This window comes from Aestuariibaculum suncheonense, assembly GCF_014596935.1.
Lineage (GTDB): Bacteria > Bacteroidota > Bacteroidia > Flavobacteriales > Flavobacteriaceae > Aestuariibaculum > Aestuariibaculum suncheonense.
This window is the reverse complement of record NZ_JACVXC010000003.1, coordinates 618,192-629,634: the sequence shown is the minus strand read 5'-3', so window position 1 is coordinate 629,634 and position 11,443 is coordinate 618,192. Positions and strand designations below refer to the sequence as shown.

Genomic DNA, 11,443 nt, shown 5'->3' with positions numbered 1-11,443 from the left:
TATATGATGAAACACAAAAGGCTAACATATATTATACTATTTATATTTGTTAGCCTTTTTTCATTTTCGCAATCTGCGACAGAACGGTTTCTTACTCCAAGTGATACACTTCATAAGTCAAGAAGAAATGCTGTAGTTATAAGTGAAGCTACTTTAGCAGGAATAGCACTGGTTGGGTTGAATCAATTGTGGTATGCCGATTATGAGCAGTCAAAATTTCACACCATTAACGATAATAACGAATGGCTTCAAATGGATAAAATGGGACATGCGTTTACAGCTTATCAAATGGGGAAGTTTGGAGCAGGCCTGTTAAACTGGAGCGGTGTGAGTGAAAAGCAGCAGTTAATTTATGGTTCTACTTTAGGTTTCGGGTTTCTAACCGCAGTTGAGGTTCTCGATGGTTTTTCTAAAGAATGGGGCTTTTCTTGGGGAGATATTATCGCCAATGCTTCCGGAACAGGATTGTATGTTGGTCAGCAACTACTTTGGAATGAGCAACGTATACTGTTAAAGTTTTCTTATCATGAAACAATGTTTGCCCAGCAACGTTCTGATAAGCTGGGAGAAGGTTTTTTCGAACGGATTTTAAAAGATTATAACGGACAAACGTATTGGTTAAGCCTAAATTTAAGTTCATTTTTAAAAGAAAAAAAGATTCCAAAATGGTTGAATGTAGCTTTTGGATATGGAGCCGAAGGGATGCTTTCCGGCATTTCAAATAAAAATAATCTCGATTTACCAAGTTACGATAGGTATCGTCAGTTCTATTTAAGTCTTGATGTAGACCTAAGTAAAATAAAAACAAATTCGAGTTTGTTACAAACTGTATTCGAGGTTTTTAACACTGTAAAACTACCTTTTCCTACAATAGAAATTAATCGAAATGGGTGTGCATTTCATCTATTCTACATCTAAAAAAAGTAGATAAACGATTAATTTTGAAATAATTAATAAAATTTATAATTTTGCACGCTGAATTTTCAAGCTCATCAGGTAGATGATACCGAGCTGAAGAAATTTAAGTTTATGAGAAAAAGTATTGCAACTTTTATTGCCCTAAGTGTTACAATATGTATTCTATTGTCCTTATCGTTTACAACAGATGAAACGGTAAATTTAGGTAAATACTCAACAGAAGGCTTAGAGTTAAATTATACTGTGAGTCTGGACGAAAGCATTAAAGATAATGTTTTGGCGTCAAATGATGTGAACAAAACGTTTTCTCCTTTTTTAGGGAAATCTTTTGTAGGATTTAAAGAAGCCGTTGGTTTTAAAGAGTCTGGCGGCGATTATTTTACAGTGAATACCCTTGGGTATTTAGGTAAATATCAATTTGGAAAAGGTACATTGAAATTATTAGGAATTAATAATCCTAACAAGTTTTTAAAGAATCCAGAGTTGCAGGAGCGTGCGTTTATCGCTAATGCCGAGCGTAACAAATGGGTACTTCGTAGAGACATTAAGAATTTTGTTGGAAAACGAATTAATGGTGTTTTAGTTACCGAATCAGGTATTTTAGCAGCGGCACATTTAGCTGGGCCTGGAAGTGTAAAGAAGTATTTGCGAAGCTATGGCTTGGATAACTTCGAAGACGGTTATGGTACAAATGTAGAGTACTATATGAAAAAGTTTTCGGGTTACGATACCTCTTCGTTAAAACCTAACAAGAAAGCAAAAGCAATTTAAAGCTTATTATTAGCTTTTATGAATTATGAATATCGTAGGTCTTTTATGAAGGTCTACGATATTTTTTTTCCAGCTGGCTGCCGATTGGGTTTTAATAAACTCGGTGTCTAAAGTAATATCGCAGGCCACACAAATTTGTGTGTTATTGTCCAGAATATTACATAAATCCTCCAACATTTTATTGTTTCGGTATGGTGTTTCAATAAACAACTGCGACTGATTATAATCGAATGATAAACGCTCTAAACGTTTAATTTCACTTTTACGTTCACCTTTGTCGATAGGCAAGTAGCCATTAAAGGCGAAACTTTGTCCATTCATTCCAGAGGCCATAACCGACATTAAAATAGATGAAGGACCTACCAATGGAACAACTTTAATATTGTGCCTGTGTGCCAAATTTACAATGTCAGCTCCAGGGTCAGCAACGCCGGGACATCCGGCCTCCGATAATAGTCCAATATTAATTCCGTTAAGGCAAGGTTCTATAAACGTTGGTAAATCGGCAGGGTCTGTAAATTTGTTTAAGTGAAACATCTTTAAACCAGGCTGCGATTTTTTCGGAGTTATTTTTTTGATGAAGCGTCTCGCTGTTTTATCGTTTTCAACAATAAACGTGTTTGTTTGCTCTATAACACGCTTTACAGTTTGTGGTAAAACATCCATAGGATCATTGTCGCCTAATGTGGTTGGAATTAAATATAAAACGCCTTTGGTATTCACTTTAATTTAGTTTTTTTGCTATTATAGAACAGGCTTCATCAAGCATATTATATACGTTTTCGAAACCTTCGTTTCCTCCGTAGTAAGGGTCCGGAACAGGGTGATTTTGGTTTGGGTAAGTTTCGTTAAGTATGAATTCAACCTTTGCTTTGTCGTCTTCATTACGTGCTAAAGATAACACATTTTGATAATTCGATTCATCCATAACATAGATATAATCAAAACTGTCGAAATCTGAAACTACAAATTGTCGTGCTTTTAAATTTGAAATATCTAATCCGTATTTTCTGGCTACAGCTATAGAGCGTTGGTCAGGTTGACTGCCGGAATGGTAATTAGCCGTTCCGGCGGAGTCTACTGTAAAGTTGTTTTGAGGAAGTTTGGATTTTAAAATCCCCTCGGCTAATGGTGAACGGCAAATATTACCTAAACAAACCATTAATATTTTAGTCATTTAAAAAGGTTTTTAAACAGACAGTTTCTTTGTAATATCATCGACATATTTTTTGAATTGTTTATCTGTCGATGTTAAATTATCTACGGTTTTACAAGCGTGTAATACGGTTGCGTGATCGCGTTTCCCGATTTGAGAACCAATACTTGCCAACGATGCTTTTGTGAATTTCTTTGCAAAAAACATAGCTAATTGTCTTGCCTGGACAATGTGACGTTTTCTCGTTTTAGATTGTAAGGTGCTTACATCCATCTGGAAGTAATCTGAAACCACTTTTTGAATGTAATCGATAGATACTTCTCGTTTGGTATTCTTAACGAATTTTTCAACAACAATGCGAGCTAAATCTAAAGTAACTTCTTTTTTGTTGAAAGAAGATTGAGCAATTAAAGATATGATTGCTCCCTCAAGCTCACGTACATTCGATTTAATATTCTTCGCTACGTAATCTATAATATCGTCTGGCATATCCACACCATCACGATATAATTTATTTTTCACGATAGAAACACGCGTTTCAAAATCCGGTGTTTGTAATTCTGCCGAAAGTCCCCATTTGAAACGAGATAATAAACGTTGTTCAATATCCTGCATATCAACCGGTGCTTTATCACTCGTTAAAATAACCTGCTTTCCGTTTTGGTGTAAGTGGTTAAAGATATGGAAGAATACATCCTGTGTTCCTGTTTTACCAGAAAGGAATTGAACGTCATCAATAATTAATACGTCAATAATCTGATAGAAGTGAATAAAATCATTTCTGTTATTCTTCTTAACCGAATCAATATATTGTTGTGTAAATTTCTCAGCCGAAATGTATAATACGGTTTTTTCAGGATACTTATCTTTAATGTCTACACCAATAGCGTGTACAAGGTGGGTTTTACCTAAACCAACACCTCCAAAAATAAGTAAAGGGTTAAACGAAGTTCCTCCGGGTTTAGCAGCTACCGCTAATCCGGCACTTCTAGCTAAACGATTAGAATCACCTTCTAAAAAGTTTTCAAAACTATAATTAGGATTTAATTGCGATTCAATCTTAACGTTTCTAATCCCTGGAATTACGAACGGATTGCGTAACTCTGGGTTTTTGTTCTTTAAAGGAATATCAACTTCCTGTGATTTTACAGCACTACGATTCGAACTTGGAATCTTCTCAGTAAACGGTTGCTTGTTGCCATAGGTGTTTTCCATTTTAATAATGTAAACCAGCTTGGCTTTTTCTCCCAACTCTTTAGTTAAAGATACTTTTAAAATCTTAACATAGTGTTCTTCAAGCCATTCATAAAAAAACTTACTTGGGACTTGAATACTCAGGGCATTGTCAGTGAGTTTAACTGCGATGATAGGTTCAAACCATGTTTTGTAAGCTTGCGGTTGGATGTTATCCTTTATGAATTCTAGACAATTATTCCATACCGTTTGCGCAGTTTTACTCATTGTTTATTTCGTGGGTTTTAGTAGTTTTGTGATCGAGAAAAAAACTTTCTCTTGTTGTTCTTTGGCTCGGCAAATATGTGAACAAAAATCTTAAAAAAAAAATCAAAAGGGTATTGAATTTTTCCAAAAAATTACTCATGTTCGAGCCTTTGCCGAAACTACAAAAAAATATTTAATAATCCTTATGAAAATCGACGAAATACAAATTAGAGTGCGATATGGCGAAACCGACCAAATGGGAGTCGTTTATCACGGAAATTACGCACTATATCTAGAGATGGGACGCATTGAATGGCTCAGGAAACTTGGGATTTCTTATAAGTCTATGGAAGAAAATGGTGTCATGCTTCCTGTGGTTTCAATGACTGTAAACTTTAAAAAATCAGCGTGTTATGATGATGTAATTAATGTAAAAACTCAAGTTGTAAAAACCCCGACAGCAAAAATTGAATTTGATTATGAAATTACAAATGAAGCTGGTGAACTTTTAACAACGGCGAGCACGACTTTAGTGTTTATAGACATGAAAACTAACCGTCCAATGCGTGCTCCACAATACATTTTAGACGCTATTAAGAAGTAGTCTAAATTTCTTTTATTTTTATTTCAAAAAGATGATCGAAGGTGTTAAAAACAGATTCGGCTTCGGTCTTCCTAACCGAGATGGTTATTTGACAATCTAATTCCAATTTTTGATGCGTGATATTTAAGTTTTTTTCCTTAATAACACGCATCACTGTGTTCATGTTTTTATAATCAAAAGTGATAAGAAAATCGACGTTGATGGTTTTTTCGATAATGGTTGCTTCGTCAAGTGTCATTTGTGCAGTGGTGCGATATGCACTTATTAAACCGCCGACCCCTAATTTAACCCCGCCAAAATAGCGAACAACTACAATTAAAGTGTTGGTAACGTCAAAGGATTGTATTTGTCCGTAAATTGGCATACCAGCTGAATTACTCGGTTCGCCGTCGTCGTTAGCTCGGTAACTTATGTTTTCTGTGCCTATTTGGTAGGCGTAGCACCAGTGTCTGGCAGAATGGTGTTCTTTTTTTAAAGCTTCAATATGCGTTTTAATCTCGTCGTCGTTTAAAACCGGATAGGCATAACCGAAAAACTTGCTGTTTTTGTCTTTGTATAATATGCCTTCGACAGGGGCTTTTATGGTTTTGTATAAATCTGAGTGGTCCAAATCAATTAAAATAAATTGGCTTTTGTTTTAAATAAGGTGGTTACATCCTCGGCTTCGGGGTTGATATTCCATGTTTTTATGCCTAAAGCTTCAGCGGTCTTGCAATTATCTGTATTATCGTCAATAAAAACACATTCATTTGCTTTAAGATTGTTTTGACTTAATACAAATTCGAAAATGTCTTGATTAGGTTTTCTTAACTGAATTTCATGAGATAGGTAAAACTGATTGAAACAGGTTTTGAAATCTTCAAAAAATGGTACGTGTTTTTTAATCCAATCGATATGTAAATCGTTTGTATTGCTCAACAGGATGAGATTGTATCTCTCTTCTTCTTTTAATCGCTGAAGGAACTCTAAGCGATGTTTTGGGAAATCTTTCAGCATGTAATTCCAGATATCAACAAGCTCTTCGTTGGATAAATGTGGAAAATTGTCGCTGTAAAATTCGATAAGTTCTTCGGTTGAAATTAAGCCTTGTTCGTAAAAACTGTTGAAGGCGAGCATTTCTTCAGAAAAAGCGTCGATTTTAAATTTTTCTAAGGCATGTTTTAAGTTGCCTTCAATATCTAGGTTAATGAATACATTCCCGAAATCGAAAATCAGGGTTTTAATCATTGGTGTATATTTTTAAGGTATCGTTAATAATGGTATTTTCAAATGTTAATCGCTCTGAAAGCTGTGGTGCTTTAGTCCCGCTTTTAAATATGGTGTTTCCGGTGAATACACGTGCTTCGTCCCAGAAATTCTCATCAATGAAGGTTTGAAGGGTTTTTGCGCCGCCTTCAATAATAATGGAGGTGATGTTTTCTTTGTAGAGTAATTCACAAATTTGTTGCGCTACATTACTAGAAAAATCAATATCCTTTTTAGTTATGGTAATGTTTTTTGCTTCGGTATTAAAAACCGACAAGTCTTTCGAGAGTTTGTTTTCAGCATCTATAACTACGCGAATCGGATGTTGTCCGGTCCAGTTTCTGGTCGTTAAACTCGGGTTGTCCTGTAAAACCGTATTCGTGCCAACAAAAATAGCCTGTTCTTCGGAGCGCCATTTATGAACCAGCTGTCTGGAAAAAGTGTTTGTAATCCAAACTGGTTTTTGTTCTTCCTTTGTTTTCGGAGCGATGTAGCCATCAGCAGACTCGGCCCATTTTAAAATAATGTAAGGACGTTTTTTATTATGAAAGGTGAAAAAACGCTTATGGTGAGCTTTACATTCATTTTCTAAAACACCCACCGTAACATTGCATCCAGCTATCTTTAATTTTTCAATCCCTTTGCCAGCGACTAACACATTATCGTCTAAACAGCCAATTACCACATTAGGGATTTGGTGTTTGATAATTAAATCGCTGCAAGGCGGAGTTTTGCCGTAATGCGAACAAGGTTCCAACGTTACATAAATAGTAGCTTCTTTTAAAAGAGTTTTATCTTTTACTGAATTGATGGCATTAACTTCGGCATGATTACCACCATAAGCACTCGTGAATCCTTCTCCAATAATTTTATTGTTACAAACAATCACACTGCCAACCATGGGGTTTGGTCGGGTAGAGCCTAAACCGTTTTTGGCGATTTCAATGCAGCGTTTTATATAGTATTCGTGGGTATTCAAAAGTGGTTATTTAATTTTTATCTCGTCGGTTTTGTCTAAATTATAAGTATATGAAAATCCAAACACTTTATAGGTAATGTCTCCTTTGTATTGCACCTTTACTTTTCTACTGAATAAACTACCTAAAAGTCCGCTCAGGCTTTTATCGCTAAAAAGACTGTCTGTTGGAATTTCGGCTCGTAAGGGAATGGAGAATTCTTTTTCGGCCGGAACATCAAAGCGCTCGGCAGATACCTTGCCCATTTCATTGTCGTTTACAAAAATCTTGATGGCGTCGGTTTCTAAAGCGCCTCCAATAATATTCGGATTTAAAAATAAGGCTTCAGCTTTTAATATGATGTGTTTTGAAGTAGATTCTGTAACGTGTATGTTTTCAACTCTTAAGAATTCAGGTTTTTCTTTTACAGAACAGCTTGAAAAGGTGGTTAATATTGTTGATAAGATTATAAGGCGTTTCATGGTCTTTTTTTCAGGATTTAAGTATCTTCACTTGCGCAAAATTAACATTTTAAAGTTAGTAAAGGACTATGGTTACGGTGTTAAATAACCTGTTGATATTATTGGATTTAACCCTGTAAGTAGTCGTTTTTCAACTTGCACAGTGTATTTTTAAACTATGAAATTAAAAGAAATACAACAGCAGTTTCATCTGGAATTAGATGCGATTTACGGAAAAGAAGAGGTTGATAGCTTCTTTTTTCTGTTGATAGAATCGTTTTATAATGTCTCCAGAATTAAACTGGCGATGGATACTGATTTTGCAGTTGAAAACTATTCATCCATGTTTGATGCTTTAGAGCAGTTAAAAGACGAACAACCGATTCAATACATTTTAGGGGAAACGGAATTTTACGGATTGTCATTTAAAGTGAATCCTTATACATTGATTCCTCGCCCTGAAACAGAAGAATTGGTGGAGTGGATTGTGAACCATCAGCCTAAAACCAATTCTGCCGAATTAAATATTCTGGATATTGGTACGGGGAGTGGCTGCATTGCTATTTCGTTAGCTAAACATATACCGAATGCCAAGGTTTATGCTTTAGATGTGAGCGAAGGTGCTTTAAAAATGGCTAAACAGAATGCTGAGTTGAATGATGTTTCAATAGAATTTATTGAGGCTAATATTTTAAAGCCTGAAACCTGGAGCGACACTTTTAAAAATTTAAAATTTAGTGTTATTGTGTCGAATCCACCATATGTACGAGAACAGGAAAAGCAGTTGATGAAACCTAATGTGTTAAATAATGAACCGCATTTAGCGTTGTTTGTAAAAGATGAGAATCCGTTACTGTTTTACAAAGCGATTGCGCAATATGCTGTTATAAATTTGGAACGCGGTGGTGCTTTGTTTTTTGAGATTAATGAATTTTTAGGTCGAGAGATGATTCATTTATTAACAGCTAACAATTTTGTAAATATTCAATTAAAACAAGATATCTTCAAGAAAGATAGAATGATAAAAGGAGAAAAGCATTAGATAATTACTTATGAGTGCAGAACAGCAAATAAAGAAACTTAGAGACGAGTTAAACATACATAATCACAATTACTACGTATTAGATAATCCTACCATTTCAGATTTTGAGTTTGATGCTATGCTGAAAGAACTTCAGGAGCTGGAAGCTAAACACCCTGAGTTTTTTGATGCAAATTCGCCAACGCAACGTGTGGGCGGAGCGGTGACAAAAAATTTTGAAACCGTTGCGCATGAGTATCGTATGTATTCTCTGGATAATTCGTATTCTATAGAAGATTTGCAGGATTGGGAAAACCGTATTAAAAAGTTGGTGGATGGTGATCTTCAATATACTTGTGAGTTAAAATATGATGGTGCTTCGATTAGTTTGACTTATGTAGAAGGTAAATTGATTAAAGCAGTAACCCGTGGCGATGGGTTTCAAGGCGACAATGTAATAGCTAATGTGCGTACTATAAAATCGGTGCCTTTGCAGTTAAAAGGGGATTATCCGTCTAAATTCGATATTCGTGGTGAAATTGTTTTGCCATTTGACGGTTTTAATAAAATGAATGAAGAGCGTATTGAGATAGGAGAAGAACCCTATCGAAATCCTAGAAATACAGCTTCAGGTAGTTTGAAGCTTCAGGACAGTGCGGAAGTAGCTAAACGTCCGTTGGAATGTTTACTGTATAATTTAACCGGAACCAATTTAGGAGTTGCCTCTCAGTTTGAAGGTTTGGAAAAAGCGAGACAATGGGGCTTTAAAGTGCCAGGAGCAGCAAAACTTACCAATTCTTTAGAAGAAGTTTTAGAATTTATTAATTACTGGAACGAAGAACGTCATAATTTACCGTACGAAACCGATGGTGTTGTTATTAAGGTAAACAGTTTGCAACAGCAGGAAGAATTAGGGTATACTGCAAAAGCGCCGCGTTGGGCAATAGCTTATAAGTTTAAAGCTGAGCAAGTGTCTACGCGATTGAATAGTATAACCTATCAAGTTGGGCGAACCGGAGCGATTACTCCTGTGGCTAATTTAGAGCCGGTGGAATTAGCAGGAACTACAGTTAAGCGTGCATCGTTGCACAATGCAGACCAGATTGAAAAACTGGATATTCGAGTTGGAGACGAAGTGTATGTAGAGAAGGGGGGAGAAATTATTCCTAAAATTTTAGGGGTAGATTTATCGATGCGTTCTTCTGAATCAGTGCCGACACAGTATATTACGCATTGTCCGGAATGTCAAACCGAGTTGGTGAGACAGGAGGGTGAAGCTCAGCATTACTGTCCGAATTATAATGGTTGTACGCCACAAATCATCGGGCGTATTCAGCATTATATCTCCAGAAAAGCTATGGATATTGAAGGTTTAGGAGCAGAAACGGTGACTTTGTTGGTTAAAGCGGGTCTTATTGGTAATTATTCAGATTTATATGAATTAACCAAAGAACAGGTTATTCCGTTAGAACGTATGGCGGAAAAGAGTGCTGATAATTTAATTAACGGTATTGAAGCTTCAAAACAAATTCCTTTTGAACGGGTGTTGTATGCTTTAGGTATTCGATATGTGGGAGAAACGGTCGCTAAAAAACTGGCTAAGCATTATAAAAGTATCGATGCGATTGCTAAGGCAACTCAAGAAGAACTGATTAATGTTGATGAAATTGGTGTAAAAATAGCTGAAAGTGTTCTGGCATTTTTTGCTTCCGAAGACAATCTTCAAATAATTAATAGATTGAAATCTTTTGGAGTACAATTGGAAATTTCGGCTGAAGAACTTCAGGGACAAACCGATCTTTTAAAAGGGCAGAGTATTGTCGTTTCCGGAGTTTTTGAAATGGTTTCAAGAGATGAATTGAAGAAACTTATTGAGGATAATGGGGGGAAAGTGAGTAGTTCTATATCTTCTAAAACAAGTTTTTTAGTGGCCGGTGATAAAATGGGACCAAGTAAATTAAAAAAGGCGGAAAGCTTGAATATAGTGATTAAAACCGAGTCTGAATTCTTACAAATGATAGGTGTAAATTGATTTTTATCGATAAAAAGTACTTTTTTACCGTCTAATTGCATTATTTGTTTATATTTGCTTTTAAGAATTTGATTGCTATCATGCTTAAATCGAAAATATTAGAGGGTTTGGTTATATTAATTTACATTTTGTTTGTACTCTTTCAGGTTACAGGTCGTGATGAATTGGCGCATTATGCTAGCTCGTTAATCCTGCCAGCCATTGCAGTTGTTTACTTTGTTAAGGTGAAAAACAAATCTTTATTTTTTTCTTTGTTTTTAGTCTTGTATTCTGTTTCTGAACTGTTAGTATTTGGGGAAGATATAGTATTATATAAGAGAATAGATTATTATTTAGGTAACAGTCTTTATATATTGGCCTATACTTGTTTATTGATTGAAATTTGTAAATCAATCAGTATTAAACAGCTTATAAGGCACTATTTTATTCATATATTGGTCTTGTCTGTATTGAGTGTTTATATTGTTTATGTTTTGCAGAATATTGTAAAACCTTTTGTATCGGTAACTAATGAGTATTATGTAGAACTAGTTTACAATATGGTGTTGTTATCTTTGTTGTCTACAGCCCTGTTAGGGTATTTTTATAAGGACAATGTCAAGTCGTTGTATTTGTTTTTAGGGGTTTTATGCGTGGTCTTTGCAGAAGTGATGTGGGTGGCTTATACTTATGTAGCAGAACGAAACTTACTTAATTTATTATCAACTACATTGTACTTGGTTGGTTTCTACTTCTTTTATCTGCAATCCAAATTGTTAGACGTGAAACGAGAAGAATTAAATATGGTATCTTAAATAGATTTTCTCTTTAATATTTAAAATATTGAGGTATTTCATCGA

Annotated in this window: 13 protein-coding genes; 6 read left to right on the top strand and 7 right to left on the bottom strand. The window is 35.3% G+C overall.

The window, feature by feature from the left end; all coding sequences use genetic code 11:
• The first annotated feature begins 6 nt into the window (after nt 1–6).
• Complete coding sequence (locus ICJ84_RS11005; RefSeq protein WP_188216479.1) at nt 7–918, top strand: DUF2279 domain-containing protein; 912 nt, start codon at nt 7–9, stop codon at nt 916–918.
• Between the two features lie 111 nt (nt 919–1,029).
• Nucleotides 1,030–1,689: a peptidoglycan-binding protein LysM gene (locus tag ICJ84_RS11000; protein ID WP_188216449.1), complete on the top strand. Its 660-nt coding sequence runs from the start codon at nt 1,030–1,032 to the stop codon at nt 1,687–1,689.
• Nucleotides 1,690–1,698: 9 nt separating this feature from the next.
• On the opposite strand, the gene ICJ84_RS10995 is transcribed toward ICJ84_RS11000, so the two are convergent.
• From ICJ84_RS10995 to dnaA, 3 genes are read right to left on the bottom strand one after another with little or no spacing between them, the layout of a single operon-like run.
• On the bottom strand, nt 1,699–2,355 hold the full coding sequence (locus ICJ84_RS10995) for an SAM-dependent methyltransferase (RefSeq protein ID WP_194408557.1): 657 nt from the start codon (nt 2,353–2,355) through the stop codon (nt 1,699–1,701).
• Between the two features lie 58 nt (nt 2,356–2,413).
• Nucleotides 2,414–2,866, bottom strand: coding sequence for a low molecular weight protein-tyrosine-phosphatase (locus ICJ84_RS10990; RefSeq protein ID WP_188216447.1), 453 nt, complete (start codon nt 2,864–2,866; stop codon nt 2,414–2,416).
• A gap of 12 nt (nt 2,867–2,878) precedes the next feature.
• Nucleotides 2,879–4,306: a chromosomal replication initiator protein DnaA gene (dnaA, locus tag ICJ84_RS10985; protein WP_188216446.1), complete on the bottom strand. Its 1,428-nt coding sequence runs from the start codon at nt 4,304–4,306 to the stop codon at nt 2,879–2,881.
• 184 nt (nt 4,307–4,490) lie between these two features.
• On the opposite strand from dnaA, the gene ICJ84_RS10980 reads away from it, so the two are divergent.
• On the top strand, nt 4,491–4,889 hold the full coding sequence (locus tag ICJ84_RS10980; protein ID WP_188216445.1) for an acyl-CoA thioesterase: 399 nt from the start codon (nt 4,491–4,493) through the stop codon (nt 4,887–4,889).
• Between the two features lies 1 nt (nt 4,890).
• Here the strand turns inward: ICJ84_RS10980 and ICJ84_RS10975 are convergent, their stop codons facing one another.
• Genes ICJ84_RS10975 through ICJ84_RS10960 form a run of 4 tightly spaced genes read right to left on the bottom strand, consistent with a single transcriptional unit; the run spans nt 4,891 to nt 7,572 of the window.
• Nucleotides 4,891–5,499, bottom strand: coding sequence for an IMPACT family protein (locus tag ICJ84_RS10975; RefSeq protein WP_188216444.1), 609 nt, complete (start codon nt 5,497–5,499; stop codon nt 4,891–4,893).
• Nucleotides 5,500–5,504: 5 nt separating this feature from the next.
• The gene (locus ICJ84_RS10970) at nt 5,505–6,116 is read right to left on the bottom strand and encodes an HAD family hydrolase (RefSeq protein WP_188216443.1); all 612 of its coding nucleotides are present in this window, start codon (nt 6,114–6,116) and stop codon (nt 5,505–5,507) included.
• Nucleotides 6,109–7,113 carry a bifunctional diaminohydroxyphosphoribosylaminopyrimidine deaminase/5-amino-6-(5-phosphoribosylamino)uracil reductase RibD gene (gene ribD / locus ICJ84_RS10965; RefSeq protein ID WP_188216442.1) on the bottom strand — a complete coding sequence of 335 codons (1,005 nt, stop codon included), beginning with the start codon at nt 7,111–7,113 and terminating at the stop codon, nt 6,109–6,111. Before ribD ends, ICJ84_RS10970 begins: the two co-directional genes overlap by 8 nt.
• Nucleotides 7,114–7,119: 6 nt before the next feature.
• The gene (locus ICJ84_RS10960) at nt 7,120–7,572 is read right to left on the bottom strand and encodes a hypothetical protein (protein WP_188216441.1); all 453 of its coding nucleotides are present in this window, start codon (nt 7,570–7,572) and stop codon (nt 7,120–7,122) included.
• 157 nt (nt 7,573–7,729) lie between these two features.
• Between ICJ84_RS10960 and prmC the strand changes: the two genes are divergently transcribed.
• The 3 genes from prmC (at nt 7,730) to ICJ84_RS10945 (ending at nt 11,398) form a co-directional block, all read left to right on the top strand.
• Entirely contained in the window at nt 7,730–8,593 is an 864-nt protein-coding gene (gene prmC, locus ICJ84_RS10955) for a peptide chain release factor N(5)-glutamine methyltransferase (RefSeq protein WP_188216440.1), read from the top strand.
• A gap of 10 nt (nt 8,594–8,603) precedes the next feature.
• A complete protein-coding gene (gene ligA, locus ICJ84_RS10950) occupies nt 8,604–10,604 on the top strand; it encodes an NAD-dependent DNA ligase LigA (protein ID WP_188216439.1) in 2,001 nt (666 codons plus the stop codon).
• 128 nt (nt 10,605–10,732) lie between these two features.
• A complete protein-coding gene (locus ICJ84_RS10945) occupies nt 10,733–11,398 on the top strand; it encodes a hypothetical protein (RefSeq protein WP_188216438.1) in 666 nt (221 codons plus the stop codon).
• Nucleotides 11,399–11,443 lie beyond the last annotated feature (45 nt).

Excerpts from the sequence above, each read along its gene's own strand:
- ICJ84_RS10970 (WP_188216443.1), bottom strand. The coding sequence starts at position 6,116 with ATGATTAAAACCCTGATTTTCGATTTCGGGAATGTATTCATTAACCTA.
- ICJ84_RS10980 (WP_188216445.1), top strand. The coding sequence starts at position 4,491 with ATGAAAATCGACGAAATACAAATTAGAGTGCGATATGGCGAAACCGAC.
- prmC (WP_188216440.1), top strand. The coding sequence starts at position 7,730 with ATGAAATTAAAAGAAATACAACAGCAGTTTCATCTGGAATTAGATGCG.
- ICJ84_RS10995 (WP_194408557.1), bottom strand. The coding sequence starts at position 2,355 with ATGGATGTTTTACCACAAACTGTAAAGCGTGTTATAGAGCAAACAAAC.
- ICJ84_RS11000 (WP_188216449.1), top strand. The coding sequence starts at position 1,030 with ATGAGAAAAAGTATTGCAACTTTTATTGCCCTAAGTGTTACAATATGT.
- ICJ84_RS10990 (WP_188216447.1), bottom strand. The coding sequence starts at position 2,866 with ATGACTAAAATATTAATGGTTTGTTTAGGTAATATTTGCCGTTCACCA.
- dnaA (WP_188216446.1), bottom strand. The coding sequence starts at position 4,306 with ATGAGTAAAACTGCGCAAACGGTATGGAATAATTGTCTAGAATTCATA.
- ligA (WP_188216439.1), top strand. The coding sequence starts at position 8,604 with ATGAGTGCAGAACAGCAAATAAAGAAACTTAGAGACGAGTTAAACATA.
- ICJ84_RS11005 (WP_188216479.1), top strand. The coding sequence starts at position 7 with ATGAAACACAAAAGGCTAACATATATTATACTATTTATATTTGTTAGC.
- ICJ84_RS10960 (WP_188216441.1), bottom strand. The coding sequence starts at position 7,572 with ATGAAACGCCTTATAATCTTATCAACAATATTAACCACCTTTTCAAGC.